The following is a 26,241-nucleotide window of genomic DNA, read 5'->3' on the forward strand; positions in this document are numbered from 1 at the left end:
AAGGCAACCTAAATTTAGATTGCCTTTGGTTTAACATCTGTTCTAAATACTTATTTGGTCAGCTCAATCGTACCATTTGCGGTAACCGAAATGGTGCTATTTCCCGACTCAAAGTTTTGGCTTGGAACCGAAGCATCCGCCGATTCTGCTTTCATGCTCATGGTTCTAAATACTGGAACCGGATATTGATTTCCCGTATTTAAATTGACATTGACCACGCGGTAGCCACGAGCATCCCAAGCGCGGGTTAAGTTTTTCGCTTGGTTTTGAAAGGCGCGCGAGGCTTCGGTCATTAAGCGCTGCTCGATTGTTGCTTTTTTAGCGTTAGAGACGCCAAAGTTTAGACTATCCATCACCATGATTGATTGCAAATCAGCAATCAGCTGGCTGGTCGCAGTAAAATCGGTGCTCTTAATATCGATATTGGCTTGACCGGTCCAGCCAATGATTTTATCATTTTTATCATAGCGTGGGTAAGTGCTTTGCTGACCGGTGCTGACGGTCACGCTTGGATAGCGCTTGGCAATATTAAGAGCACTGTTAACCGCCGTATTTAACTGGGTGGCAAGCGATTTGGCATCGGGAGCTTGCGCCTTTTTATAAAGGCTTGCGCGAACTTCGTCGTTGGCAACTTCTTCTTTAACTTCACTTTGAAAAGTGACTTGGTCGTAACCTGTAGGGGCTGCTTGAGCATTCATAGCTGCAGCGGTAAGTAGTCCTGCTGAACTCATAGCAATAATACTCCTAGCAGTAAGAAACTTTCTCATCATAGTATCCTCAATAATAAAAATTGCAATAGTCTGAAGGCTAAAATAGCAAATTTTGATAAATATTCTATGATGATTTTGTCAATAATAGGGCATAATTAACCAAATTTTGGCAATAAAAGCGCAATAAGGCTTGAATTTGTGCTTAGTTCTTGTATAATCATCCTCGGTGGCTCCATTGGTAGCCTCGCAACATTGTTCTATGAACCCCGCCAGGACCGGAAGGTAGCAACGGTAATAGTTTTAATGTGTGCCGAGGATGTGCTGATGGAGTCGCTTTTTTTTGCCTAAAATTTGACCACGCTAAACTTTTAATTGCTACTCGCTATTTGGCGAGTTTTTTATTTGCCAAATCAATTTAGCGGCTACTGCAATGACTTTTCTTAATTTGTTGATCCTCGTTTTTCCAAAAATCTACCAAAATCGCTTATAATAGCTATTCAAACTGGTTTGGTATTTTGGACAAATTAATGCTCAATCAAGTCATGACTTAAGATGATTTTGATTACCTAGCACGTCGCTAGATAAAAAAGCTTAAGCAGTTTGAGTAATTAAAATTTGAAATTTAGGGGATTAATTTTGGGCGGCAACAATGAGTGACACAAAAGATATTGCCAAAGCCCAAGCTAATTTGGTAGAGGGTAACCAAGATCGGCAATTATTGCAGCGCTTAAGACAACAGCAGCAGCGACAAATTTTGGCGATGATGGGAATTAGCGCTTGGGTTCGACCGACCACAGCAACAGTAACTATCAGTAGTATTGTGGCAGATGATGGCAATAATGATGCGATCTTAGCCTTACCAACGTCCCAAAGCCCAGTCGTCAGTAGCCATCAAATTCCTCAGTCTACTGATATAGCGATTACTGAACCACCAATTTCTTATTCAAATGATGAGATCGTTAATTCAGATTTGACCATCAATGCGCCTGCGGATGATGAGTTAAGTCACGATTTTTTTGATGAAAAAATTTTTGAAAACGAAGCTTTTGATGGCGAATTAGAGAAAGGTCAATCATCGATCATTACTGAGCCGAAGGAGCTGACCCTTGCGCCGTTTGCGCTAGAGGGAGCAAGGTTTCAAGATTGGGTGTTGATTGTGGATGTCAGTAAATTGTCAAAAGAGGGTGAGCAGCTTTGGCGCAATATTACTACCGCCTTGACCTTATCATGTACGCCTTTTTCTTTTCCCATTTGTTCAGGAATGACGACGCAAACGCTTGCCAATGCCAGTTTTGCAGGTTACATTTTTAACCTTGGTCGCGAGGACATTCACATTGGGGCGCTGACTGAATTGCCTGAGGGCGTTTTGCACCCAAATATTCGCCCGCTACCCACATTAGATGCTATGCTAGAAGATGCAAGCTTAAAACGTGACTTTTGGCAACAAATTTCAACCCGTTCATTATGATTTTGACTGACCCATTGACCCATAAAGATGCCATCGATAAAGGATAATGCTCATGAGTAATAATAACCCAAAGCGCCTTGCCAATTTTTGTGCAGGTCCTGCCACCATGCCGACCGACGTTCTTGCTCGCGCTCAAGCGGAATTACTTGATTGGGAAGGTCGCGGGCTGTCGGTGATGGAAGTGAGCCACCGCAGCGCGGATTATATTGCCATGACCCAAAATGCCGAAGCCAAATTGCGCCGATTGATGGGTATTCCTGAAAATTATAAAGTGCTGTTTTTACAAGGTGGTGCGAGTTTGCAATTTTCTGCCATTCCGCTGAACTTATTGAATGGCAAGACGGCAGATTATTTAACGACCGGAACGTGGTCAAAAAAAGCCGTGAAAGAAGCTGAGCGCTATGCCAAATTGGGACTTGGTACAGTGAATCAAGTAGCAAGCGGCGAGAGCACGAAATTTACCGACGTTCCTGATCAAAGTGAGTGGAAACTGAGCGACAATGCGGCTTATTTTCATTACTGCGCGAATGAAACCATTCATGGCTTACAAATCTTTGAGCCGCCCAAGGTTGATGCGCCTATCATTGCCGATATGTCGTCTTGCATTTTGTCGCAGCCGATTGACGTCACCAAATTTGCTATGATTTACGCGGGCGCGCAAAAAAATATCGGTCCTGCTGGCTTGACCATTGTTATCATCCGCGAGGACTTGTTTGGTAATGTTAGCGAGTGGTGCCCGATGCTGCTCAACTACGAGCACCAAGCCGAAAAAGAATCGATGTCAAATACCCCTGCCACCTATTCTTGGTATTTAGCAGGACTGGTGTTTGATTGGTTAGAAGCACAAGGCGGCGTTGAAGCCATCGGCAAAATTAATGAACAAAAAGCCAAATTGCTTTATGACACCATTGATAACAGCAGTTTTTATCACAATGCGGTTGCCAAAGCGCACCGCTCAATCATGAACGTGCCGTTTACCTTAAAAGACAGCAGCCTTGATAAGCTGTTTTTAGAAGAGTCAGAAAAAGCCGGACTCTTAAATCTCAAAGGTCACCGCGAAGTTGGCGGAATGCGCGCCAGCATCTATAACGCTGTACCGCTTGAGTGGGTTGAGCAATTGGTCGACTTTATGCATAAGTTTGAACAAAAGCATGGCTAGCCTGCGTTTGGCATTAACAAAGCGTTTGCTGCCTTTAGTATTGATGGCGGCAAGCGCTTTGCCATTATTTGCGATTGCCGCGCCCATCACCACCACGGCGCTTGGTCATAACAGCACGGCAAAATATACGCAAGTTTCCCATTTGCCGTATGCCAACCCAAATGCACCGATTGGCGGCACGTTATCGCTTGAGGCGCGCGGCAGCTTTAATGCTGCAAACAAATGGATGACCACAGGCGTGCCGATGATTGGCACCGATTACCTTTATGATACCTTGATGACCGGCTCGCTTGACGAAGCCTTCACCATGTATCCGCAGCTTGCGACCAGTGCCACCTTTGACCCTGACGATACGAGCTGGATTGTTTATCATCTCGATCCAAAAGCGCGGTTTTGGGATGGCACGCCCGTCACCAGTGCGGATGTTAAAGCCACTTATGAGGCGCTATTAACCAAAGGTCCCATGTTCGTTCGCAGTTATTTGGGTGATATTAAAAGTATTGAATCTCTTGATAAGCACCGCGTCAAATTCAACTTTGCCAACAGTGACAATAAAGAAATTTTATTAACCGTTGGTCAGTTTCCTATTTTTGCCAAATCCTCCATTGATAAAGATTTTGAAAAGATCAGCTTAAAGCCTTTAATGGGAAGTGGACCTTATAAATTAGGTCGCGTTGAGGCTGGGCGCTCGGTCAGCTACGTCCGTGATCCCAACTATTGGGGCTGGCAAGTGATGGCAAACCGCGGCAGATTTAATTTTAAAAATATTAAATTTATTTATTATCAAAGTGATGAGATTGCCTTTGAGGGGTTTAAAGCGGGACAATACCGCTTTCGATCTGAAAGCAAAGCGGCGAATTGGGCAACCGGCTATAATTTTCCGGCAGTCAAAGCAGGGCTCATTGAAAGAGAAGCCATCCCAAGCGCCAATCCTGTAGCGATGCAGGGTCTGGTTATGAATCAGCGCCGCAAGATTTTTCAAGACATTCGCGTGCGCGAAGCATTAACGCTCGCTTATGACTTTGAATGGATGAATAAAACCCTTTTTCATCATCAATATGAGCGCTTGCAAAGTTATTTTCACGGCTCAGAGCTTGCGGCTGTGGGCGCGCCATCAACCGCGGAGCTTGCTGTATTGTTGCCACTTTTGGACAAGCTTGAGCCGATTCAGCGTCAAGCGGTGCTTGCGCCTTGGCAGTCACCGAAATCTGACGGCAGCGGCTTTAACCGTGACAATTTGCTAAAAGCGCGAAAATTGCTGCTATCTGCCGGATTTTTTTATAAAAATATGCAGTTATATCAGCCTGATGGTAAACGCGCGGCACTTGAGATTTTAATAGAGGATGAAAAGCTTTCTCGCGTGATTTTACCTTATGCCCGAAACCTTGAGCGCTTGGGCTTTAAGGTTCAGCTTCGGCAGGTCGATAACGCGCAATATTATGAACGAATGCGCCGCTTTGATTTTGATATGACAATGGATAATTTTGCGCAGAGTTTATCCCCTGGCACCGAGCAAGCGGCGTATTGGGGCAGCGCGGCGGCAGATGAAGCAGGTAATAACAATACCATGGGAATAAAAAACGCGGCGATAGATAGCGTGATTGCTAAGCTTGGGAATGCCAAAAACCGCAACGAAATCATTCTTTATACCAAAGTTTTAGACAGATTGTTGCGAGCAGGACATTATTTAGTGCCGCTTTATGGCAAAACGACAACAACGGTCGCCTATTGGGATGAGTACCGCCACGTGGATAAATTGCCAAGCAACGCCATTGGCATAGATTATTGGTGGTCGGATAAACAAGCGGCGGCGCGTGTAGACGACTATTTAAAATAAGCGCCGATTTAAAATAAAAATCACTAATTTTATATTGCTAAAATAAAACTTTACTAAATTAAAAATTAGTTTAAAAAAACCATGATTAGGAGACGATATGAGCCTACAAATCTATCCCATCAAAGCCTTTACCGACAATTATATTTGGACGCTCATCAACCAAAGCAACCACCAAGCCATCGTGATTGATCCCGGTCAAGCGGCGCCTGTGATTGAGTATTTAAGCGCTAATGGCTTGGAGTTGACCGCAATTTGGGTGACCCACAATCATCATGACCATACTGGTGGCGTGGCAGAATTGCAAGAGCATTTCCCAATGACCCATATCGTCGCCCACAATGAGCATGGCGTGGCGCAAGACCAAGCGGTTAAAGAAGGTAGTACAGTCAATGCGTGGTGTCATGCCGCGCAAGTTTGGGAAGTCGCAGGACATACGGCAAATCATTTGGCATATGTTCTTGATATTGAAGGTAAAAAGCATATCTTTTGCGGCGATACGCTGTTTAGCGGTGGCTGTGGTCGGGTGTTTACCGGAACGATTGAGCAGCTATTTGACAGCTTAACGCGATTGGCAAGCTTACCTGAGGACAGCTTGTTTTATCCGGCTCATGAATATACCCAAAGTAATTTGCGCTTTGGGCTGACGATTGAGCCTGACAATATCGACATTCAAGAGGCACTTATTGATGCCCAAGCCAAAACCGCGAAAGGTATCCCAACGCTTCCAGTAACTTTAGCTCATGAGCGCGCGGTTAACGTGTTTTTGCGAACCTCTGAGTCAAGTGTGATTGCAGGAGCAAGTGGTCAAACGCCATTGCCCGATGATAAGCCATTGACGGTATTTGCGGCGCTTCGTGAACTTAAAAACAATTTTTAGACTTTGAAGATTTATTTTAAGTTATTGATTAAGCTGTGATTTTTTTTAACCTTAACTCAACGATAGGACGGCGCTATGGGACGATATATCATCAAACGTTTGCTGCTGATCATCCCAACGCTATTTCTCATTTTGCTGGCAAATTTTGTGATTGTACAAGCTGCCCCCGGAGGTCCTGTTGAGCAGCAAATCGCGCAAATTGAGCAAGCGGCAAAAATGGGCGCGGTTGAGGGCAATATCGGCAGCGGTAACAACAGCACCTATCAAGGCACTCGCGGCTTGTCTGAGGACATGGTCGCGGCGATCAATAAGCAATATGGCTTTGACAAATCCGCCCCCGAGCGCTTTTGGTTGATGCTAAAAAATTACGCCAAGCTTGATTTTGGGGAGTCGTTTTTTAAAGGTCAATCGGTCACCGAATTAATTCTTGAAAAAATGCCCGTGTCCATATCGCTTGGGCTTTGGAGCACTTTGCTGATTTATCTGATTGCCATTCCGCTTGGCATTTATAAAGCCATTCACCACAATTCCATGATGGATAAAACTACGGCAATGCTGCTTGCGGTCGGTCACGCGGTTCCGGTGTTTGTATTTACGGTAATTTTATTGGTATTTTTTGCAGGGGGCAGCTATTGGCATATCTTTCCGCTGCAAGGGCTGACCTCCGAAAACTTTGCGGACTTAAGCTTGTTTGGCAAAGTTAAAGATTACTTTTGGCATTTGGCGCTGCCGCTATTGGCAAGTACGATTGGCGGCTTTGCAGGGCTTACGTATTTGACCAAGTTTAGCTTTTTGGAGGAGCTTGGCAAGCAGTACGTGTTGACCGCCCGCGCCAAAGGTTTGGGGTCGCGGCAAGTGCTTTACGGTCACGTATTTCGAAATGCCATGCTGATTATTATCGCGGGGATTCCGTCCGCCATCGTTGGGATATTTTTTACCGGCAACTTTTTGATTGAGATTATTTTTAAGCTTGATGGCTTGGGACTTTTAGGGTTTGAGGCCATTGTTCAGCGGGATTATCCGGTGATTTTTGGAACGCTATTTATTTTTACCTTGGTTGGGCTGCTGCTGCAACTTATTAGCGATGTCAGCTATCAGCTGATTGACCCGCGAATTGATTTTGAGGGTCGCTAATGATGGCTAAAATCGCTCAAAAATCTGTATCAGAAAAAAACCGTTTAAATCCGATTTGGCAAGCTCGGCTGAATCGCTTTCAGCAAAATCGTTTGGGCGTTATCTCGCTCATTGCATTTTTAGTTATTTTTGTAATTTGTATGGCAGCAAACGTGATTGCCAATGACAAGCCGCTACTGGTTAAATTTGATGATCGCTACTTTGTTCCAGTCGCCAAAGCCTATCCGGAAACGGCGTTTGGCGGGATATTTGAAACCGAAGCCAATTATAAAGACCCTGCCGTTCAAGAGCTGATTAAAGCAAAAGGCTTTATGGTCATGCCACCGATTGCCTTTGCTGACCAAACGCCCAATGTTGAGCTTGGGTTACCGTATCCTGCGCCGCCCAACGCGCAAAACTGGCTTGGAACGGACGACCAAGGTCGCGATGTTCTCGCGCGGATTCTTTATGGCATGCGCGTATCCTTATTGTTTGGGATTGCGCTAACGCTTGCTGGCGCGGTAATTGGTATTGTTATTGGTGCGGTTCAAGGCTATTACGGCGGCTGGGTAGATTTAGCCGGTCAGCGTTTTATGGAAGTTTGGGGCGGGATGCCGCAGCTGTTTATGATTATTATTTTGGTCAGCTTATTTAGCCCAAGCATTGCATTGCTTTTTGCCATGATGCTGCTTTTTGGTTGGATGGGGCTTGTGGGATTGGTTCGAGCAGAGTTTTTGCGGGCGCGCAATTTTGATTATGTCCGCGCGGCTCGCAATTTAGGCGTAAGTGACCCGCAAATCATGTTTCGCCATATCTTGCCCAACGCGCTTGCCTCAAGCTTATCGCAGTTGCCATTTATGCTCACTGCTAATATCGTGGCGTTAACCGCGCTTGATTTTTTAGGTTATGGCTTGCCACCTGGTTCGCCATCGCTTGGCGAGTTGATGGTTCAAGGTAAAAACAACTTAGATGCGCCTTGGCTTGCTTTATCCGGATTTTTTAGCTTGACCATTGTGTTGTCCTTGCTGATTTTTATTGGTGAAGCGCTTCGCGATGCGTTTGACCCGAGGCGCTCATCATGAAGCCAATTGATTCAACAATAAACAATGCCAATGTTTCGGTATTAAGCGTTCAAAATTTGCAGATTGTAATGCCAAATCAAGCCGTTTTGGTGGAGGATTTAAGCTTTGAATTACAAAAAGGCAAAACCCTTGCCATCGTTGGTGAGTCCGGTTCAGGAAAATCGATTAGTAGCTTAGCATTGCTTGGGCTACTACCAACGAGTCTCAATATTTCAGGTCAAGTTCAATTAACTGAAGTCGGCGCGTTGCCTATTAATGATGCTGACAACAACGATAAACTGTTTAAAAGCATTCGCGGTCGCCGGATTGGCATGATTTTTCAAGAGCCGATGACTGCGCTCAATCCGCTGCATACGGTGGGCAAGCAAATCACCGAGTCATTAAAACTTGCTGGAATTCCAAAAGCCAACTGGCATAAGCAAACGCTGAACTTATTAAACGACGTTCAAATCAATAATCCAAACGATAAGCTGTCACGATTTCCCCATGAATTGTCCGGTGGTCAACGTCAGCGCGTGATGATTGCGATGGCATTGGCGCAAAATCCAGACATTTTGATTGCCGATGAACCGACCACCGCCCTTGATGTGACCTTGCAGCATGAGGTTTTAGCATTATTAAACCGCTTAAAAGCTGAGCGCGACATGGCAATGGTGTTAATCAGCCATGATTTGAACCTCGTTCGCCGCTATAGTGATGATGTGATTGTCATGCGTCAAGGCGTTATTGTGGAGTCGGGCGCAACCCAAGACATTTTTGCCAATCCCAAAGCGGACTATACGCGCGCTTTGATAAATCAAAATTTTGGCAATGCGCTAACCATCACTGATGACTCAAATTCCGTATTAACGGTCGAAAATTTGACCATCCGCTATCCGATAGAAAAGCGCTTTTTTGGTGGGGTGAAACTTTGGTTTGAGGCGGTAAAAGACTTAACCTTTCATTTACCGCAAGGTCAAGCCCTTGGTATCGTTGGCGAATCAGGATCGGGCAAAACCACCACCGCGCTTGCGCTTTGCCGATTATTGAGCAATCAAGCAAAAATTGACGGTCAAATTTGCATTCATAATCAAGATATTATGGCGCTTAGCAAGTCCGAGCTTCGTAAATTTCGCTCGCAAATTCAAATGGTGTTTCAAGACCCTTTTGCCAGTATCAACCCTAGAATGACGGTATTGCAAATCATTGAAGAGGGGTTAATTGCTCAAGGTATTGATAAAGCTGCGCGGCAATTAAAAGTTATTGATAGCTTGCAAACCGTTCAGCTTCCTGCCGATTTTATCCACCGCTATCCGCATGAGTTGTCGGGCGGTCAGCGTCAGCGCGTTGCCCTTGCCCGAGCGCTTATCATGAAGCCCAAACTTATCATTCTTGATGAGCCAACCTCCGCGCTTGACAGCTCAACTCAAGTGACGGTTGTCAAACTGCTTCGGGATATTCAACAACACTTTGGCATCAGCTTTGTGATGATTAGCCACGATTTAAACGTCGTTCGCGCACTTTGTCAGTCAATACTGGTGCTTAAAGATGGCGTTTGTGTTGAGGTGGGCAGGGCGGAAACTGTTTTTAATCATCCCAAACATGAGTATACCCAAGCGTTGTTGCAGCAAATTAATGGCGCTTAAAGTGAACTTTACCGCCGACGAAGCCTTTGTTTAACGAGCCAGCCAATAACCAAAATCGCGCTGATTGCCAAAAATATTTTGGAATAAGGCGCAATCGCTGCTTCAATGAGTGTGTAGTTTTTCCCCAAATAATAACCTAACAAGGTTAGCGCGGTTGTCCAAAGGCTTGACCCTAACAAGGTAAATAATAAAAAACGCCCAAGCGGCATTTTATTGATGCCAGCAGGGATCGAAATCAGCGAGCGAACTCCTGGAACCATTCGACCAAAAAACACCGCTTTACTGCCGTGACGCTCAAACCAGCGGCTGGCAGCGGTCACATCATCCACTTTAACAAAGATCACTTTTTCATACTTTTTAACCCAAAGGCTCAAGCGGTCTTCGTTAAATACGTAGCCCAAATAATAAAAGGGCAGCGCGCCTAAGGTAGCACCTATCGTCCCTGCAATAATCACCAATACCAGCTGAAGCTCGCCTTTTGCCACCGCAAAGCCTGCTGCTGGCATGATAAGCTCTGAGGGAATGGGCGGGAAAATATTTTCTAAAAACATAGCAAAGGCAATGCCAAGATAGCCAAACTTTGCCATGATGGCAAGAACACCGTCAATAATTTGACTCATGATGAGCCCCTTAAAAAAGTCCAGCAAGGATCGCCAGATAGACGTTACGGTAATTTAAGATGGTTTTACGCCGAAGCCTACGTTCAAAAGCTGAGAATGGCGTGGTTTTATAACGATATAGACACAAGAAAAGACAGGTAAAATTTGCGATTCAGCAATAATTTTGCAATCACAAGCTTAGAATAATACTTTATAATTTCTCTTTTTTTTCGAGATTTTTATGTTAAAAAAAGTCGAATTTTTGCTAGAAAAAGCCATCTTTAACAGTCGTTGGCTGATTGCGCCATTTTATGTGGGCTTAGTGATTGCTATTGTATTGTTGTTCGTTAAGTTTTTACAAGAGCTTTGGCACATGACCACGCATGTTTTTGTTGCGGCAGAAGCGGACGTTATCGTGGGGATTTTGGCGCTGGTGGATATGTCACTGGTTGCCAACCTACTTATTATTATCATTTTTAGTGGTTATGAGATTTTCGTTTCCAAAATTGACACTGAAAATCACGAAGACCGCCCCGAATGGATGGGCAAAATTGACTTTTCGGGGCTAAAGCTCAAGGTCATCGGCGCGATTGTGGCGATTTCTGCGATTGATTTGCTCAAATCGTTTATGGATATTCCAAAAGATTTGACCGATGCCGATGCCAATAGCTTGATGTGGAAAGTCATTATTCACATGACCTTTGTGATTTCAGGGGTATTATTTGCGGTGATGGATAAAGTGGCAGGTGATACCAAAAAGCATTAAGCCCACTTAAAATATAGAAAAATAAAACTTGCCTGCGGGTTTAATGTAAGCAATGGCAAGTTTTTTTAATGACACCTTAAACGTTAATGCTGATAACTGTTCAATAGCTCAACATATCGCGTTACGCTACGGTTGATTACCCATTTGGCGTCAGATTTGACCGTTTTGCCATCAAACGCCCCATAAATCCGGTCAAATTCCCAAGGCTGCAAGGTATCACCAATGCGCTGAACGGTATCAGCCGAAAGCGGTAGCATGTTGGGATAACTCCACATAAAAGACACGCGGCGGACATCTTCAGCCACTTGAACGATATCGCCGCTCATAAGCACGCCTTTGCCGTCCGCGCCTTGCGACCAATGTAGCACGGTTCCGCCTGGAAAATGACCACCTAAGCGAATTAAGGTTAAGCCATCGCCTAGCTCAAAAGTATCGCCTTGCCAAAAGGTCAAATGATCATCCTCACGCATCACCCAGTCATGATCCCACTCATGTAAATAAACGGGAACGGCAAACGCCTGCGCCCAATCTTGCATGGTGGTGTAATAGTGCGGATGAGAGATAGCAATGGCTTTTAAACCGCCTAAGGCGCGAATAAGCTGTTCGGTTGCCGGGTCAAGTAAGGAGAGACAATCCCAAAGAATGTTGCCGCTTGGGGTTTGAATTAAAAACGCGCGCTGAGCAATGGCAAAGTCCGGATAAGTTTTGATTTCAAATAAATTTGGCTCGTGAAGCTTCCAGCGATTGCAATGCGAGTCGATAAGCTGATCAAGCGTCGTCCACTCTTGCCCCGATGGCGGTACAAATTGCCGCTCATCATCACAAATCGGGCAATGTTTTGGCGGTAACTCGCTTTTTGGGTAAGAAGTGCCACAAGTGCTACAAAGAAAATGCTGCATGGTCATTATTGATTGTCCTTTTATAAGCAAATTTATTTCTTATGATTATTTTTAAAGCGCTTTTATCTTGACAACATTTAGGCGAAAAAAAAGGATACTTTTGTATCCTTTTATTGGCTTAGACCAAATTCACAATGGGGTTTATAGCGCCGGTTTTCGCTTAGGAACAGCATCTAAAAACTCATTGCGGGCTTGATTGTCATGAACAAACTCACCAAGCATTGAAGTGGTTCTTGTGGTTGACATTTGTTTGTTGACACCACGCATCATCATACACATGTGAGCGGCATCCATAACCACCGCAACGCCGCGGCAGCCGGTCACATCCATAATCGTTTGCGCAACTTGCTCACTTAAATTTTCTTGAATTTGCAAGCGGCGGGCAAACATATCCACAATTCGGGCAAATTTGGACAGCCCAAGCACCTGACCATTGGGCAGGTAGCCAATATGAGCGACCCCATAAAACGGCAACAAATGATGCTCACAAAGCGAGTAAAACTCGATATTTTGAACCAAAACCAACTCGCGGTTGGTCGATGGAAACACCGCATCATTGACCACGACACTTAAATCTTGATGATAGCCTTGGGTGAGATAATCAAAGGCTTTTGCCGCCCGCTTTGGCGTATCTTCAAGTCCGGGACGCTCTAAATCCTCGCCAGTTGAGCTGATAAGTTGGCGATAAGATTCGATGCTTTCTTGGTAGTCGGAGGTTAAAGTTAGGGTGTTACTCATAAGGTTGTCAACCGTCCAATAGGTAAAAATCACTTCATACCAAATTTGTTATAACCATTTGGCATAAGCTTGCAATCTTAATGTGGCGCTGATTATACGTGAAATTGGCTCAACTTCCTACCACTGGCGTGAATTTGTTGTGAGTTGCTGGTCAATATTGCCGCTAAAAATTTTGATCATAGTAAAATTTAGCAAGATAGAAATCAAAAGGTTAAAAAAAAATCCGAGCCAATCATTTGAAAAGCTATGGGTTTACGACTGTTTACTTAATTTTGAATCGTGTATAATCAAGAGCAACGCTCATTTCTTTTACTTTTATAAGGGTTTATTATGCTACTTCAAGGACAGCGCTTTGTCGTGACTGGTATTGCCAGCAAACTATCGATTGCTTGGGCGATTGCCGAGGCTTTGCACCGTGAAGGGGCGTCGCTGATTTTGACTTATCCCAATGATAAGATTAAAAAGCGTGTCGATATGGCGGCAGAGGCGTTTGGCGCAGATTTGGTGATTGAATGTGATGTGGCGTCGGATGAGTCCATCAAAGCTTGTTTTGATAAAGTTGCTGAGCATTGGGGCGATGGCATTAATGGTATTGTTCACGCCATCGGCTTTGCGCCTATGGATCAGTTGGATGGTGACTTTACTGACGCGACCACCCGTGAAGGCAGTCAAATTGCTCATGATATTTCAAGCTATAGCTTTGTAGCTCTTGCCAAAGCCGGTCGCGAGCTGTTAGCCAAACGCCGCGGCTCGATGCTCACCTTGACTTATGAAGGCAGCATTTCAGTATTGCCAAACTATAACGTTATGGGAATGGCAAAAGCTAGCCTTGAGGCAAGTGTTCGCTACTTGGCAACGTCACTTGGCGGCGAGGGCATCCGCGTTAATGCCATCTCAGCAGGACCTATCCGAACGTTGGCAGCAAGTGGCATCAAATCATTCCGTAAAATGCTGGATATCAGCGAAAAAATTGCCCCGCTTCAGCGTAACGTGAGCCAAGAAGAAGTCGGCAATGCGGCATTATTTTTATTATCCCCTTGGGCATCTGGCATTACTGGCGAGATTTTATTTGTTGATGCTGGATTTAACACCGTAGCAATCAGCCCGCAATTGATGCTCGATGATGAATAATGATAATTAAAATGTCATTTTAAGGCGTTTTTAAGTGATTTGACCGTCAGTTTATAAAAGAAGGCAGCCAAAAGGCTGTCTTTTTTGGTTATACTAAGTCAGATTTAGCAGTATCAAGGGCAAATGATGATTACCAAGCTTCCAAGATGGGTATTTTGGGGCGGCGCGGTGCTTGCGTTTAGCGCAGGCTGCGTGAATACTGCCGCGCTGATGGGATTTACTCGGCTTTCAGTGTCGCATGTGACCGGCAATGTGAGCTTTTTTTCAGCTGCCATCGCCCATCTTGATATCAAAAGCTCACTGTTTATTGGCGCGTCCTTAATATCGTTTTTAACGGGCGCGATTTTAAGTGGTTTTGTCGTTGGTCAGACGTCCTTAAAGCTTGGCAAAAGCTACGGTCGGGCGCTTTATATCGAAGCTTTTTTATTACTGGCAAGCTATTTTTTATCCAAAGTCGCCGTAAAACCATGCCCCTCTAAGCATGGATATCAGGCGACAGCCATTGACGTTTAAAGCAGCGATAAGCTTGCTAAAATTCACCAAACCCAGCAAACTAAAACGATGAAAACACTCAAACTTCGACTTAAAGACAAACATAGCAAGCCGCTTAATAGCATAAGCCATGCGGTTAACTTCGTTTGGAATTACGTCAATGAGTTAAGTTTTAAGCACTTGCAACGAACCGGTCTATTCTTTAGCGCCTATGACATTACCGCTTATACCAAAGGTGCAGGCGGTGAGCTTGGTTTACACTCACAGACCATTCAAGCGATTGGTGAGATCCACGCCAAAGCCCGTAAACAATTTAAAAAAGCTAAATTAAAATGGCGAACCAATAATCCTAAATCATGCCGCAAAAGCTTGGGCTGGATACCGTTTAAAAAGTCTGCTATTAAATATATTGGCACTCGCCAAAGCGGTAAAAAGGCGTTGAAATCCACCCTTCAATTAAGCTTAGCCAACCATCAAAAGCTAATTATTGAAATGTTTGACAGCTACAATCTTAGCCGATATCAAATTAATACCCTTGAATTGGTTCAAGACTCAAGAGGCAGATGGTACGCCTGTATTACTGTTAAAAAATATCCTAAAACTACTTGCGGTGGCGGTCAAGTCGGCATTGATTTAGGATTAAAAGAAGCCGCGACTACCTCAAACGGTGAGACGCTTACCATCAAACAAACACAAAAATGGGCGGCAAAACTGGCAGTTGCCCAAAGAGCCAAAAATAAACAGCGTGCTCGTGCCATTCACGCCAAGATTAAAAATACAAGACAAGACTTAATTCATAAATTCACCACCCAATTGGCCAAAGACAATGCTTTGATTGTGGTCGGTGATGTTAAATCACGTTCATTCACTTCTTCGAGCACCAAACTCGCCAAATCAACCTATGATGCAGGTTGGTTTGAAATCAAACGACAGTTGGAATACAAGTGCAAGCATGCAGACGGTCAGTTTGAGATTGTGAATGAAAACTACACCACCCAAACTTGCTCGCGATGCGGCTCACGCCAAAACAGTCCGAAAGGTAGGGCGATGCTTGGAATAAGAGAATGGAGGTGTGCTAGGTGTGGCACATGGCATGATAGAGATATTAATGCCGCTAAGAACATTCTTGCGGCAGGGCTTTGCCGTCTCGCTGGAGTAACCCCCTCACTTTAGGGCGGGGAGGAAGTCAAATCAAGAGCATGACTGACTATTTAGGTCAGCTTGCCGCTGCGATGGCTTGCGGACTGCAAAATGCTATGGTCGCAACCTATAGCGGTGCGGTGATCCGAACGACGCATCTGACGGGGCTGACTTCGGACATGGGCGCGGCAATTGGCAATTGGCTTGCTGGTCGCTCTATCAACAAAGCCACGCTTGGCTTTCAAGCCATCATTTGGTACTGCTTTTGCGGCGGCGGTACGGTAGGCGCGTTTTTATTTGCTAAAGTGGGCTACCATGCGTTATTTGTTCCCATTACCATCGTTTTATCGGCTGCCTTTTTTTATAATTACGCCTCTGAAAAACTTCCCGAAAAACGCCAACCAAGGCGGCATAGACAAAAAAAGCGCTTATCATAAGCGCTTTTTTATTTAAAGGCATTTATTTGCTGTCATTATCGCTGGTAGTTTCAGCCGAGTCATCATGGTCTTCATGCTCATGAAGCCCTTGCATCATATCAAGCGCGGAATCGTCCGTTCGCTGTTGGTCTTTTTTAGCCAAGCCATCTTGATTGATATCCTTTGGCGCCATTTTGGTGGTAGCGTCCGTTTTATTGCGTGGCATTTCGTTCTCCTTCGTTATTGTTATTTTTAAAACAATTTATGATAAACATTTAATCATAAATTGTTTGTCACTTAGCTATTATGAAATAGTTTTATTGGGCTGAAAAGGGAGCTCAAGGTAACTTTAGTGACATCTTGTAATATGGATCATTATTAAAATGATAAAATTTAAATCCTTTTATAAGATAAAATTTAAAAATTTTTCTTAAATGTTATATATTGGTAACGAGTATTTCTAAAATCCCTTAAATATTTTTCTAAAAATGATTTGAGTGTTACCTTTTTAATCATTGCGTGATTCAACGTTTTAAAGTTTATAACTGCAATGTAATAAGCAATCAAGGAAAGTTTATGCAAGAAAAATTGGACAGCCACATCCCCGATGATGGCAACGAATATTTATTTACCGATACTTTTCCAAAGGGTACAGGAAGAGGGCTGATCGTGGTGGCAATTGCCGCGATCATCAGCGTGATTATTTATAATGTTTTACCGTTTGATGTCAATGCCAATAAAGGCTTGGCAATGCTATTCTTCATCGGTGCGCTTTGGCTGACCGAAGCGCTTCATGTGACCATTACGGCGATTTTGGTGGTGGTGGTTGGGGTGCTGATTGGCATTCCTGAGTTTGATGCTGAGATTGGCTTATCGAGTTTTGCCAATCCGACCATTTATCTATTTTTTGGCGGCTTTGCGCTTGCCGCCGCGCTTCACGTTCAGCAGCTTGATCGCAAAATTGCGCTAAAAATCTTATCGCTATCAGGTGGCAATTTGCGAACGGCAGTATTTTTGATTTTTGCGGTGACGGCGTTTTTGTCCATGTGGATATCAAACACGGCAACGGCGGCGATGATGTTGCCGCTTGCGCTTGGTGTATTGACGCAAGTTGATCGCCACAAAGATCGCGGTACGTTTGTATTTGTGCTGCTTGGGATTGCGTATTCAGCAAGTCTTGGTGGTCTTGGAACGATCGTAGGATCGCCACCCAACGCGATTGCGGCAAAGGCGCTTAATATTGCTTTTGTGGATTGGATGAAATTTGGTATTCCAATGATGCTCGTCTTGCTTCCAGCGCTATTAGGGGCAATGTATTGGTATTTAAAACCCAATTTAAACCGAAACGTAGAGCTAAGTAATGAAGCGGTCATTGAGTGGAATAAGCCGCGGATATTAACCATTATCGTATTTATCTTGACAGCGCTTAGCTGGATATTTTCAAAACAAGTCGGCGCGTTTCTTAATATTACCGATACTGATGCGGTGATTGCCTTGACTGCGGCAGCAGCCGTGGTGAGCTTGGGATTGGTGTCATGGAAGCAGGTTTCGGACAATACTGACTGGGGCGTGTTGATGCTCTTTGGTGGCGGGATTGCACTATCTAATATTTTAAAAATCTCTGGCGCGTCGCTCATTTTAGGGCAAACGGTTGCCAATGCGCTGTCGGTTGCGCCGCTTTTGGTCGTGATGATTGCCGTTTCCGCGTTTATCATTTTCTTAACTGAATTTGCGTCAAATACGGCGTCGGCGGCGCTATTGGTTCCCGTTTTTGCCGCGATCGCGGAGCAAATGGGATTGCCGCAAGAAGTACTCGTTCTTATTATTGGCATTGGTGCGTCTTGCGCGTTTATGCTTCCGGTTGCCACGCCACCAAACGCCATCGTCTTTGGAACAGGGCTTATCAAACAGTCCGAGATGGTACGAACGGGACTGATTTTAAACGTGATCGCCACAATGATCGTCGGGCTTTGGGCGTATTTTTTCTTAATATAACCACTTGACCACATAAAAAACCGATGGCAAGCGCGCATCGGTTTTTTTAATGCTATTAATAGCTCATCACTTTTTATTGCAAATCACTATCATCGACCCAAACCCAACCGTTTTCGATCCAGTCCATCACCTCATCGCTATCCACTTCCGCCAAATCATCAAGACCAAGTGACGCGCCATCGGCAAGCTGAACCAGTAGCTGAGCTGCACCAGCAGAAATGTCATCTAAGCGCTGACCATTGGCAAAAATGACTGTTTCGTTATCCATGGTCGTATAAATTAAGCGGCTGCTAAAGTCGGCTTTAAGCGTCGCGCCCTCAGTAATCGCGGCAACCAACTCATCCGTACTTGGCAGCTCTTCAGGAACCAAAGCATCATATTGCCGCTTGCTAACTACCTCACAAACGGCTTGCTGAATAAGGTTTGATCCTTGATCGGAAGTCAATAGCTCAACCAACTGCGAGCGGATGGCTTCAATGCTTGAAGATTCAAGCGCTCCTGACGGCTGGCTTGATTGTGGTAGCAGCATCGGCACAAAAAGGGCAGGGTCATTGGTTGCCACATCGGCAAGACTGTCAATGATTTGCATCAAATTTGGGCGGCGACAGCCAAATGAAAAGGTCAAGCAGTCATCTTGAGCTACCCCAAAATGCGACCATTTTGGCGGCACGTAAAGCACGTCGCCTGCTGCAAGCACCTCATCAAAGACAATCTCGCCCATGTCATCAAAAATGCGGATCGGCTCACCGGCGACAAATTCGCTCGACTCATCACAAACTTTGCCAAGTTGCCAACGTCTGTGACCAAAGCCTTGCGCCAAAAACACATCATAATCGTCATAATGCTTGCCTACCGAACCGCCTTTTGGGGCAAACGACACCATAATGTCATCGCGCTGCCACTGTGGAATAAAGTCAAATGCTTGCCAAAGCGCACCAAGCTCTGGCGACCACTGCTCAAGATTTTGCACAAGAACCGTCCAAAGATTTGGCACGCTTTCAAAATCGCTTTCAGTAAGTGGGCTTTTTTTGACTTGCCACTGCGGTGCGCCATTAATTTTTTTATCCGCTTGCGTGATAAGTCGTGCGGAGGCATCCTCCTCAAGCGCCAATCCCAAAATATCCTCAGGCTCAAACATTCCGACCAAAGCAGGCAAGCCATTTTTAATCAGCAGCGGCTTTTTTTGCCAATATTTGGATAAAAACTGCGCTTTAGACATGTATTTGGGCAAACAAAGGGGATGAACGCTCATGAATTTTTCCAACGAATAAGGAATAACGGAAGTCAGCATCAGGATTAACAAAATAATCTGCTGAATTTATTGTAAGCAGGTATTACAAGCTTAAAAAATCGTTTATGATGGCGGTTGAAATCCAACCTGCCATCATCACTGCAATGATCGCAATATCATACCTAGGACGCTATGAAAAAACTATCCTTAATTGCCATTCTCGCCAGCTTTTTGTTCGTCCAAGGCTGCGTTCATAAAGTCGTCACGGTTCCGGTTAAAATAGCCTACAAAACCACCAAAGGCGTGGTCAAAGGCACGGCAGCCGTCGCTCGCGCCGTCATTCCAGATGGCGATGATGACGAGGAAAAGGATAAATCGCGAAAATAACCATCAGGTGTTCGCGCAAACCTCCCCTCAATTTTGATGATGATTGGTCAAAGATTATCGCTTGGTATTGCTTACAGATTAAGAACAGCAATATTCGTGGAAAGCCCATAGAATCAAGCATTAAGATCGCTCAAAAGCGGATGAAATATACTTTAGCCGCTGAGCAATCAAGCTTGCAATACATAAAATAACTGGCTTAACACTGTTGCTATTAAGGACAATCATGATTAAAAGTAAAAAAATAACGGTCGTGTTTCAAGGTCACATTGACCCCAATCAACTTGGAACGGGCGCCACGGATGGCAGTGACTTTTTGTATAACTTGGCGCAAACTAAAAAAGCCCTACCTAAAGCTCGAATCATTTTATCGACTTGGAACAGCTTTGAATTTCCAAGTGACTACAATACCGCTGCCAAACTTGGCGTTGACCATTTAGTATTAAATCCCGATCCAGGTGGACTACCAAACATCAAGTTTGGCTACGACACCCCAAATAACGTCAACCGCCAAATTGCTTCAACGGCGGCGGGAATGGCACTGGTCGCTACCAAATACGCGTTAAAACTGCGCGCTGACAGCTTTTTAACGTCAGATCATTTGCTAAGCATTTATGACGATTACGTCAAAGCCATTAAAAAAGCGCCGCAATCAGACAGCCAGACGCTCAGCGCTCAATCACCAACATCACCGCAAAAAGCCTCAAAAAAATCAAAATCTAGCAGTGTAAAACGCAAGAAAAATAATAAAAAATACTCACCAATTGCCGTAGCCAGCTTTTTTACCATCGACCCCAATGTTTATGAGCATATGGCGTATCATGTGAGTGACTGGGTTCAGTTTGGTAAGCGCAAAGCTTTGCAAGAATATTGGTCAGTCAAACCGATGAGCGAGAAAAACGCCACTTATTTTGAAAGTCATAGTCATGATGATGACGCGGCGTTTTTTGACAATCAGTTTCGCACCAAGCTTGCTGTTGAGCAGCATATCGCGGTCAAATACGCCAAATCACGCGGCTATAAAGTGCCAAGCCACTACAACCAAATTGATGATGAGATTTTAACGGGTTACAATCGCTTTTTAGCGGAACATTTTATCGTTCTTGATCTTGACCAATTTGGCTTAAGCTTTCCTAAATACGGCTGGGTTCAAGGTGATGACTTTATGGCGCTTAACTGCGTCAATCATGAGGACTGGTATCGCTTATTAAGCGAGCATTGGCAACTTAATAACCCTAACCAAGCGCTTCTTGATGCCGCTGACTCACGCTTGGCACTTAAGCGTGATAACCTTGCTAGAATTGCTGCTGAGCAGGTGACTATGAGTTTGATTTATCCTTAAATTATTTATGCTTAAATCTGTAATTTCCCATAAAAAAGCGGCTTAAAGTTGCCGCTTTTTTATTGTTAAGTTTTACTCTGATAAAAAGCTTTTATTAACCTGCTTTTTTTAATGGCGCACGTTTTAAGCCATTGGTTAATAAAGCACGATATTCATCCGGCGTTCCGCAAAAGTCAATCTCATCATCAGTAATACAGTGATAACGAACGCTTTTACCTTGCTCAATCAACAAGTTGTAAATCGGCGCGATATAAAGCTCATTATTGACCAATAAGTTTTTTGCTTTTGCCTCATTTAACACATTAATATAAAGCTGTTTGCTGGCAAAATAATATAGCCCATCGCTACAAAGGTTTGAAATGCGCTCTTTTTCGGTAGTTCGAATCACATTATCATCGTCATCAATCTCAATAAACGACCAATGATCGCCATCGCCTTCAAACACTTCTAAATATCCTGAGCAGTCAGGTAAAAAGTCAGGCTTAATAAAATCATAGCGAAAGGTATCAATATTAAAAATAAACAACGGCTCGTCATCATCAATATTTGGGTTGTCAATACCAAGCAGCACCGTTTCCGCTTGACCTTGGGTTTCAAAATCAAGCTCTGTTATCAGATAATGTTGAACACCAAGCGCTGTCAGTCTTGATTCAACAAAACTTTTGGCATCAAAAACATTGCGGACGACAATCACAAAAAGCTCGCTTGCAAAATAGCGCTCGAATGATTTGAGCGCCAAATCAAACACAAACTCATCATGAATAGTCAACTGATACTTTGGAACCTCAAATCCTGCTTTAAAAAAGCGACTGCTAAGCCCCGCCATTGGAATGACAATCATAAAAATCCTTAATTTTAATAGTATTAGGTTTCAATCCTAGTATTCCCTTTAGCCTTCCAACACATCCTTGTTATAAGTTTGGTCATGGTAAGTTTGATCATGATAAGCAGCGGTTTTTGGGCTTTGGCCTTGATAAACATAAGTTTTATACAAGCGATAAGCATTGAGCAGCATGGCTTTTTGACGATCAGGACGGTCAGCATGTAAAGGCAACATCGATAAAAACAACAGCACGACAGCAGGCATAATAGCCTTCATTTCAAACTGTTGATGAAATTTGGTTTGTAAAAAACAATCTTGAATTTGTGCCAAACGATCGTCGATATCAAAGCAAATGCTTTGGCTTTGACCCCGATCGTGCTGATGAGTGACGATCTCAAAGCGCCCCGCAATAATAAAGTCATACATGCCAACCACGGAATGGGCAAGTTTTGCCAAGTCATAACTTAAATCACCGAAAATGCTAAAATTGTTATGACAATCAAGACCGCGCGGGTCGATAAGTTTGAGCCTGCGACCACGAACGTCAAACAGCATATTACTAAAGCATAAATCGCCATGCATAATGATCGGCTGGCTTGGCAGTTGTAGGGCGCGCTCAATACAGTCGTTGGCAATATCAAAAATAGAACCAATTGAGACGCCTTCGTAATCAACGGGCGCATGCAAGTCAACTTGGCTGGATTGCTGATAAGTTTTTAACCTGCCAAAGGTTTTTTTACGGTACAAGTCCTCCAAACAGTCATCAATTTGAGTCAACTCTAACGGCTGCATCTTGTCACTGGTGGTGGCTTGAGCGAAAAACTCTTTAACCAAATCAAAAATCTGCTGCCAAAACCAAATGGGGTTGCGACCATGAACATAAAGCTCATTAAGCGGAAGGATCGGTAAAAACTCTAATTGATAATATGTCGTGATGTCATCTTGCAAGCGACCATTGCCAATAAACTGCGGCGTAAAGCGCTTAAGCGAGGCAGGTAAATTGGTAAACCAGTGGACTTCGGCTTGAATCTTGACATCATCATCACTGGTTTTGGTAACAACGCCGGCGTCAATGGTCAGCGCATTAAATGAGCGCTGGGTGGTGATGCTGGATCGAGCATCAAAGTAGCTATTAAAATGACTGCAATTGTACCAATCCGTCGGTTGAACCTCTTTAAGTGAGATGCTATCATTATAATGATGAATGGCATCAATAAAGCTTGAGGCTGATAACGCAAGCGCTTTGGTCAAATTGGGTTTTGAGGAAAAGGCAAAATAACCAAGCCAGCGTGACTCATTATCTTGGCGCTGATAGCGATCATACCAGTCACTTTGCCGGCAAGCACCTGCTACGGCAATACAATCATTAGCAAGTGGGATATCATTTAAAAGCCGATCGCCTTGCAAAATCCGAATGGTATCGTCACAATTTTCCGACTCAATATTGAGCAGATATAAGATCGCCTCAGCAAAGCTTAATTGATCGCAAATGCGTTGAACGCTTATTTCAAGCTCTTTGATAACTGCTTGCTCGTTAATGGTTAATTTATAGTGTTTTGGTAGCGTCACAACAATTTTTTCATGAGGAAACTTGGCTTTAAAATTTGCCACTTGCAGCTCAAGCATTTTTTTGTTGCCAATCGGAAGCATACATGGCGGAATAAGCCCAATTTCAGCTTCAAATTCTGCATTTACAAATCGGGATGAGTGAATAATAATCATGGCGTCATCCTTAATAGCTTGCAAACCTCAGCGTAAGATAAGTTTAAAAACTCATCAGGTCTGATCGCTTTATCATCAACATAAAATCCTTCAAATCCGCACCATGGTTTGCCCACATAAATCTCGTCATAAGGCACCTCATGACGGTCAAGCCAATCGATAATAATCGGTAAGGTATTTTTATTAATTTCGCCCACATTCCCTGAAAATGTTCGCATATTGCGACTGGTGTGCAGCACAATAGTAAAGCCCTGACGATGATAATCACGAAGCTTGTCAATCATGTCAAAAGCTGGCACCGCATTTTTATAATCACCATCTTTGGTATGGCACAACGTGTCATCCAAATCAAAAATAAGTCGTTTCATAAGTCCTTTTCTTAATTATTTTATAAAGTTTTGGCAAAGTTGTTTTATAGCCGCGAAGCGGTTGTTATAGCGCCAATTATTATTATAAATGGTAGGACTATCATAGCCTTGATGATGGCGTATTGTCGTATCAAAGTTGTTTAATTAGGCAAGTTAAATTCACATAAAATTACGATAGATAAAATGACTTTTGCTAAAGAGTTATGAAGATATAAAAAAAGCGCAACCAATTTTGGTCACGCCTTTTTTAGTTAAAATTTGAAAGTGGTTAAAACAAAAAAGCTTTTATTTATAACTTGTCAATCAAAACTTTAATATTTCGGGCTTGCTCAGCGGCATTTCCGGTGTAGCTGGCTGGCGTCAGCTCACGAAGTCGCGCTTTATCGCTATCACTTACAGCGGCTAATTCATCGCTGTCAACGAAGCTGAGCATGGCATCGCGGGTCATCGCATTACCGCGAGTCAAAGCTTTGAGCTTTTCATACGGATTTTCAACGCGGTAGCGGCGCATGACCGTTTGGATAGGCTCGGCAAGGACTTCTTGAGCGGCGTCCAAATCAGCAAGCAAGCGCTCGGGGCTGACTTCAAGTTTGCTAATGCCTTTTAAGCAGGCATTATAAGCAATCATACTTTGGGCAAGTCCCACGCCGATGTTACGAAGCACGGTTGAGTCGGACAAATCGCGCTGCATTCTTGAGATTGGCAGTTTTTCACCCAAATGCGCAAGCATGGCATTGGCAACGCCTAAGTTACCTTCTGAGTTTTCAAAATCAATCGGGTTAACTTTATGCGGCATGGTCGATGAGCCAACTTCACCTTCTTTTAGGCGCTGCTTGAAGTAGCCAAGGCTAATGTATTGCCAAACGTCACGGTTAAAGTCGACTAAGATCGTATTAAAGCGTTTGACAGCATCAAACAGTTCAGCGATGTAATCGTGAGGCTCAATTTGGGTGGTATACGGGTTAAAAATCAGCCCTAAGTGCTCAGTGATGAAGCTTTCGGCATGCGCTTGCCAATCAATGTCAGGGTAGGCAGATAAGTGGGCATTGTAGTTACCCACCGCGCCGTTCATTTTACCAAGCAGCTCAACTTGGGCGATTTGTTTGGTTTGGCGGGCTAATCGATAAGCCACGTTTGCCATTTCTTTGCCAAGCGTCGTTGGGCTTGCCGTTTGACCATGAGTCCGCGACAGCATAGGTTGATCGGCAAAGGTGATGGCAAGATCAGCAATACTATCAATGAGTTGTTGCATTTTATCTAAGACGATGTTGCGGCTGTCTTTGAGCATGATCGCATAAGATAAATTGTTGATGTCTTCACTGGTACACGCAAAGTGGATGAACTCAAGTGAGGATTCAAGGGCGCTTTGACCGCGAAACTTATCTTTAATAAAGTATTCTACGGCTTTTACATCGTGGTTGGTGGTCGCTTCGATGTCTTTGATGGCTTGCGCGTCGGCTTCGCTAAAGTTGTCAACGATGGCGTTTAAAAACTCGTTGGTTGCCGCGTCAAAAGCAGAAAGCTCTTGAATATCATGATGCTCTGCTAAGGATTGTAGCCAGCGCACCTCAACGGTCACCCGCGCTTTAATCAAGCCAAATTCGGACAAATAAGGTCGCAAGCTATCGGCTTTGCTGGCGTAGCGACCATCGATGGGAGATAGGGCGGTAAGCGGGGTCATGCTCATTTGGGTCATGAAAAATCCTTAACGTTAAGGTTGGATGAGAGGTAAAAAGGTTGGGTGATTATAGCAAGAGTTTGGCGAAAAAAGTGCCAATTAAAAGAAGATTGCTCATAAAGATGGGATGATTAGAGTGGTTGAGCTAAAACTGTAGATCATTGCGATATATGAATTTTTAGCCTATTAGAAAAAAGTGTACTCAAAAGTTGAGTTTAAGGCTATTAATTTTATAAAATCACGATTATAATAGCGCCCGAAATCATGATAAGAGTTACTATTATATTAAGGTAGGACAATGAATAAACGGGCAACAGTTGTAATTTTAATGAGCGCGTTCTTGTTAAGTGCTTGTGGTGGTGATTCTGACAGTAGTGGCAGAGTCGTTTCAGGCGGTACAGGTTCTAACGGCTCAAGTTCTGGAAGCGATAATACAAACCCTTCAGTTGCTCAATGTAAAGTTCAGGGAAAAAGGGTTTCAATTCCTCATGAAGGCATTTGTAGTATCACACTTCCAGAAGTAAATGGTGGTAAAGAAAGCTTATTAAAATGCTCTACAGGTCGGATAACGTTAAATGGGGTAGCGATTGACGGTATGGAATTATACGGTCATATCTTTCAATGCGCTAAATAGTAAATGTTTTGC

The 26,241-nt window shown here is 43.9% G+C and carries 24 protein-coding genes, 1 other RNA gene and 2 pseudogenes; 17 read left to right on the forward strand and 10 right to left on the reverse strand.

Translation table 11 applies throughout. The annotated features are described in order from the left end of the window. Positions 1-50 precede the first annotated feature (50 nt). Positions 51-767, reverse strand: a complete 717-nt coding sequence (locus HF322_RS00995) for an SIMPL domain-containing protein (protein ID WP_169391531.1) — start codon at positions 765-767, stop codon at positions 51-53. Positions 768-943: 176 nt separating this feature from the next. Here HF322_RS00995 and ffs point away from each other — a divergent pair. The 8 genes from ffs to HF322_RS01035 all read left to right on the forward strand — a co-directional run bounded on the left by ffs (position 944) and on the right by HF322_RS01035 (position 9,871). Continuing rightward, positions 944-1,040: signal recognition particle sRNA small type (ffs, locus tag HF322_RS01000), an RNA gene on the forward strand. Positions 1,041-1,359: 319 nt separating this feature from the next. Beyond that, the gene (locus HF322_RS01005) at positions 1,360-2,178 is read left to right on the forward strand and encodes a hypothetical protein (protein ID WP_169391532.1); all 819 of its coding nucleotides are present in this window, start codon (positions 1,360-1,362) and stop codon (positions 2,176-2,178) included. A gap of 52 nt (positions 2,179-2,230) precedes the next feature. Beyond that, a complete protein-coding gene (serC, locus tag HF322_RS01010) occupies positions 2,231-3,337 on the forward strand; it encodes a 3-phosphoserine/phosphohydroxythreonine transaminase (protein ID WP_169391533.1) in 1,107 nt (368 codons plus the stop codon). Between the two features lie 43 nt (positions 3,338-3,380). Beyond that, on the forward strand, positions 3,381-5,174 hold the full coding sequence (locus HF322_RS01015; protein ID WP_223193142.1) for an extracellular solute-binding protein: 1,794 nt from the start codon (positions 3,381-3,383) through the stop codon (positions 5,172-5,174). Between the two features lie 97 nt (positions 5,175-5,271). After that, positions 5,272-6,051, forward strand: coding sequence for a hydroxyacylglutathione hydrolase (gloB, locus tag HF322_RS01020; protein WP_169391535.1), 780 nt, complete (start codon positions 5,272-5,274; stop codon positions 6,049-6,051). 75 nt (positions 6,052-6,126) lie between these two features. Then, complete coding sequence (locus HF322_RS01025) at positions 6,127-7,185, forward strand: microcin C ABC transporter permease YejB (RefSeq protein WP_169391536.1); 1,059 nt, start codon at positions 6,127-6,129, stop codon at positions 7,183-7,185. A 2-nt stretch (positions 7,186-7,187) separates the two neighbouring features. Further along, positions 7,188-8,246, forward strand: a complete 1,059-nt coding sequence (locus tag HF322_RS01030; protein ID WP_169391537.1) for an ABC transporter permease — start codon at positions 7,188-7,190, stop codon at positions 8,244-8,246. After that, positions 8,243-9,871, forward strand: a complete 1,629-nt coding sequence (locus HF322_RS01035; RefSeq protein WP_169391538.1) for an ABC transporter ATP-binding protein — start codon at positions 8,243-8,245, stop codon at positions 9,869-9,871. The genes HF322_RS01030 and HF322_RS01035 overlap by 4 nt, the downstream gene beginning before the upstream one ends. Positions 9,872-9,879: 8 nt before the next feature. Here the strand turns inward: HF322_RS01035 and HF322_RS01040 are convergent, their stop codons facing one another. Next, complete coding sequence (locus tag HF322_RS01040) at positions 9,880-10,491, reverse strand: DedA family protein (RefSeq protein WP_188211202.1); 612 nt, start codon at positions 10,489-10,491, stop codon at positions 9,880-9,882. Between the two features lie 220 nt (positions 10,492-10,711). Between HF322_RS01040 and HF322_RS01045 the strand changes: the two genes are divergently transcribed. Beyond that, positions 10,712-11,236, forward strand: coding sequence for a TIGR00645 family protein (locus tag HF322_RS01045; protein ID WP_169391539.1), 525 nt, complete (start codon positions 10,712-10,714; stop codon positions 11,234-11,236). A gap of 83 nt (positions 11,237-11,319) precedes the next feature. On the opposite strand, the gene HF322_RS01050 is transcribed toward HF322_RS01045, so the two are convergent. Both HF322_RS01050 and folE read right to left on the reverse strand, forming a co-directional pair. Beyond that, entirely contained in the window at positions 11,320-12,141 is an 822-nt protein-coding gene (locus HF322_RS01050; RefSeq protein ID WP_219848136.1) for an MBL fold metallo-hydrolase, read from the reverse strand. 135 nt (positions 12,142-12,276) lie between these two features. Beyond that, positions 12,277-12,873, reverse strand: coding sequence for a GTP cyclohydrolase I FolE (gene folE, locus HF322_RS01055; protein WP_169391540.1), 597 nt, complete (start codon positions 12,871-12,873; stop codon positions 12,277-12,279). 330 nt (positions 12,874-13,203) lie between these two features. On the opposite strand from folE, the gene HF322_RS01060 reads away from it, so the two are divergent. The 4 genes and pseudogenes from HF322_RS01060 to HF322_RS01075 all read left to right on the forward strand — a co-directional run. Beyond that, on the forward strand, positions 13,204-14,004 hold the full coding sequence (locus HF322_RS01060) for an enoyl-ACP reductase (RefSeq protein ID WP_169391541.1): 801 nt from the start codon (positions 13,204-13,206) through the stop codon (positions 14,002-14,004). 126 nt (positions 14,005-14,130) lie between these two features. Continuing rightward, positions 14,131-14,451, forward strand: a pseudogene (locus HF322_RS01065) (DUF1275 family protein); the annotation flags it as partial. A 114-nt stretch (positions 14,452-14,565) separates the two neighbouring features. Next, complete coding sequence (locus HF322_RS01070) at positions 14,566-15,669, forward strand: RNA-guided endonuclease TnpB family protein (protein WP_169391542.1); 1,104 nt, start codon at positions 14,566-14,568, stop codon at positions 15,667-15,669. A gap of 35 nt (positions 15,670-15,704) precedes the next feature. Then, a pseudogene (locus HF322_RS01075) lies at positions 15,705-16,073 on the forward strand (YoaK family protein); the annotation flags it as partial. A 22-nt stretch (positions 16,074-16,095) separates the two neighbouring features. On the opposite strand, the gene HF322_RS01080 reads toward HF322_RS01075, so the two are convergent. After that, positions 16,096-16,278 carry a hypothetical protein gene (locus tag HF322_RS01080; protein WP_169391543.1) on the reverse strand — a complete coding sequence of 61 codons (183 nt, stop codon included), beginning with the start codon at positions 16,276-16,278 and terminating at the stop codon, positions 16,096-16,098. 350 nt (positions 16,279-16,628) lie between these two features. Here HF322_RS01080 and HF322_RS01085 point away from each other — a divergent pair, with 350 nt between their 5' ends. Then, positions 16,629-18,047: a DASS family sodium-coupled anion symporter gene (locus tag HF322_RS01085; RefSeq protein WP_169391544.1), complete on the forward strand. Its 1,419-nt coding sequence runs from the start codon at positions 16,629-16,631 to the stop codon at positions 18,045-18,047. A 73-nt stretch (positions 18,048-18,120) separates the two neighbouring features. Here the strand turns inward: HF322_RS01085 and HF322_RS01090 are convergent, their stop codons facing one another. Continuing rightward, entirely contained in the window at positions 18,121-19,299 is a 1,179-nt protein-coding gene (locus HF322_RS01090) for a cupin domain-containing protein (RefSeq protein ID WP_169391545.1), read from the reverse strand. A 171-nt stretch (positions 19,300-19,470) separates the two neighbouring features. Here HF322_RS01090 and HF322_RS01095 point away from each other — a divergent pair, with 171 nt between their 5' ends. Beyond that, positions 19,471-19,665 (forward strand): NF038104 family lipoprotein, encoded by a 195-nt coding sequence (locus HF322_RS01095; RefSeq protein WP_169391546.1) that lies wholly within the window; start codon positions 19,471-19,473, stop codon positions 19,663-19,665. A 223-nt stretch (positions 19,666-19,888) separates the two neighbouring features. Beyond that, entirely contained in the window at positions 19,889-21,004 is a 1,116-nt protein-coding gene (locus HF322_RS01100) for a WavE lipopolysaccharide synthesis family protein (protein WP_169391547.1), read from the forward strand. Between the two features lie 94 nt (positions 21,005-21,098). Here HF322_RS01100 and HF322_RS01105 read toward each other — a convergent pair whose 3' ends face one another. The 4 genes from HF322_RS01105 to purB all read right to left on the reverse strand — a co-directional run bounded on the left by HF322_RS01105 (position 21,099) and on the right by purB (position 25,598). Next, positions 21,099-21,845: a glycosyltransferase family 2 protein gene (locus HF322_RS01105; protein ID WP_169391548.1), complete on the reverse strand. Its 747-nt coding sequence runs from the start codon at positions 21,843-21,845 to the stop codon at positions 21,099-21,101. Between the two features lie 48 nt (positions 21,846-21,893). Next, entirely contained in the window at positions 21,894-23,549 is a 1,656-nt protein-coding gene (locus HF322_RS01110; protein ID WP_169391549.1) for a hypothetical protein, read from the reverse strand. Next, on the reverse strand, positions 23,546-23,917 hold the full coding sequence (locus HF322_RS01115) for a capsular biosynthesis protein (protein WP_169391550.1): 372 nt from the start codon (positions 23,915-23,917) through the stop codon (positions 23,546-23,548). Before HF322_RS01115 ends, HF322_RS01110 begins: the two co-directional genes overlap by 4 nt. A 289-nt stretch (positions 23,918-24,206) precedes the next feature. Beyond that, complete coding sequence (purB, locus tag HF322_RS01120) at positions 24,207-25,598, reverse strand: adenylosuccinate lyase (RefSeq protein ID WP_169391946.1); 1,392 nt, start codon at positions 25,596-25,598, stop codon at positions 24,207-24,209. 295 nt (positions 25,599-25,893) lie between these two features. Between purB and HF322_RS01125 the strand changes: the two genes are divergently transcribed. Then, the gene (locus HF322_RS01125; protein WP_169391551.1) at positions 25,894-26,229 is read left to right on the forward strand and encodes a hypothetical protein; all 336 of its coding nucleotides are present in this window, start codon (positions 25,894-25,896) and stop codon (positions 26,227-26,229) included. The last annotated feature ends 12 nt before the right edge of the window (positions 26,230-26,241 follow it).

It is taken from the genome of Psychrobacter sp. MF31 (genome assembly GCF_012847335.1).
Taxonomy (GTDB): domain Bacteria; phylum Pseudomonadota; class Gammaproteobacteria; order Pseudomonadales; family Moraxellaceae; genus Psychrobacter.

Excerpts from the sequence above, each read along its gene's own strand:
- HF322_RS01105 (WP_169391548.1), bottom strand. The coding sequence starts at position 21,845 with ATGATTGTCATTCCAATGGCGGGGCTTAGCAGTCGCTTTTTTAAAGCA.
- HF322_RS01100 (WP_169391547.1), top strand. The coding sequence starts at position 19,889 with ATGATTAAAAGTAAAAAAATAACGGTCGTGTTTCAAGGTCACATTGAC.
- HF322_RS01060 (WP_169391541.1), top strand. The coding sequence starts at position 13,204 with ATGCTACTTCAAGGACAGCGCTTTGTCGTGACTGGTATTGCCAGCAAA.
- HF322_RS01015 (WP_223193142.1), top strand. The coding sequence starts at position 3,381 with ATGGCGGCAAGCGCTTTGCCATTATTTGCGATTGCCGCGCCCATCACC.
- serC (WP_169391533.1), top strand. The coding sequence starts at position 2,231 with ATGAGTAATAATAACCCAAAGCGCCTTGCCAATTTTTGTGCAGGTCCT.
- HF322_RS00995 (WP_169391531.1), bottom strand. The coding sequence starts at position 767 with ATGAGAAAGTTTCTTACTGCTAGGAGTATTATTGCTATGAGTTCAGCA.
- HF322_RS01095 (WP_169391546.1), top strand. The coding sequence starts at position 19,471 with ATGAAAAAACTATCCTTAATTGCCATTCTCGCCAGCTTTTTGTTCGTC.
- HF322_RS01090 (WP_169391545.1), bottom strand. The coding sequence starts at position 19,299 with ATGAGCGTTCATCCCCTTTGTTTGCCCAAATACATGTCTAAAGCGCAG.
- HF322_RS01125 (WP_169391551.1), top strand. The coding sequence starts at position 25,894 with ATGAATAAACGGGCAACAGTTGTAATTTTAATGAGCGCGTTCTTGTTA.
- HF322_RS01045 (WP_169391539.1), top strand. The coding sequence starts at position 10,712 with ATGTTAAAAAAAGTCGAATTTTTGCTAGAAAAAGCCATCTTTAACAGT.
- HF322_RS01070 (WP_169391542.1), top strand. The coding sequence starts at position 14,566 with ATGAAAACACTCAAACTTCGACTTAAAGACAAACATAGCAAGCCGCTT.
- HF322_RS01025 (WP_169391536.1), top strand. The coding sequence starts at position 6,127 with ATGGGACGATATATCATCAAACGTTTGCTGCTGATCATCCCAACGCTA.
- HF322_RS01050 (WP_219848136.1), bottom strand. The coding sequence starts at position 12,141 with ATGACCATGCAGCATTTTCTTTGTAGCACTTGTGGCACTTCTTACCCA.
- HF322_RS01035 (WP_169391538.1), top strand. The coding sequence starts at position 8,243 with ATGAAGCCAATTGATTCAACAATAAACAATGCCAATGTTTCGGTATTA.
- HF322_RS01085 (WP_169391544.1), top strand. The coding sequence starts at position 16,629 with ATGCAAGAAAAATTGGACAGCCACATCCCCGATGATGGCAACGAATAT.
- purB (WP_169391946.1), bottom strand. The coding sequence starts at position 25,598 with ATGACCCCGCTTACCGCCCTATCTCCCATCGATGGTCGCTACGCCAGC.
- HF322_RS01040 (WP_188211202.1), bottom strand. The coding sequence starts at position 10,491 with ATGAGTCAAATTATTGACGGTGTTCTTGCCATCATGGCAAAGTTTGGC.
- HF322_RS01080 (WP_169391543.1), bottom strand. The coding sequence starts at position 16,278 with ATGCCACGCAATAAAACGGACGCTACCACCAAAATGGCGCCAAAGGAT.
- folE (WP_169391540.1), bottom strand. The coding sequence starts at position 12,873 with ATGAGTAACACCCTAACTTTAACCTCCGACTACCAAGAAAGCATCGAA.
- gloB (WP_169391535.1), top strand. The coding sequence starts at position 5,272 with ATGAGCCTACAAATCTATCCCATCAAAGCCTTTACCGACAATTATATT.
- HF322_RS01115 (WP_169391550.1), bottom strand. The coding sequence starts at position 23,917 with ATGAAACGACTTATTTTTGATTTGGATGACACGTTGTGCCATACCAAA.
- HF322_RS01110 (WP_169391549.1), bottom strand. The coding sequence starts at position 23,549 with ATGATTATTATTCACTCATCCCGATTTGTAAATGCAGAATTTGAAGCT.
- HF322_RS01030 (WP_169391537.1), top strand. The coding sequence starts at position 7,188 with ATGGCTAAAATCGCTCAAAAATCTGTATCAGAAAAAAACCGTTTAAAT.
- HF322_RS01005 (WP_169391532.1), top strand. The coding sequence starts at position 1,360 with ATGAGTGACACAAAAGATATTGCCAAAGCCCAAGCTAATTTGGTAGAG.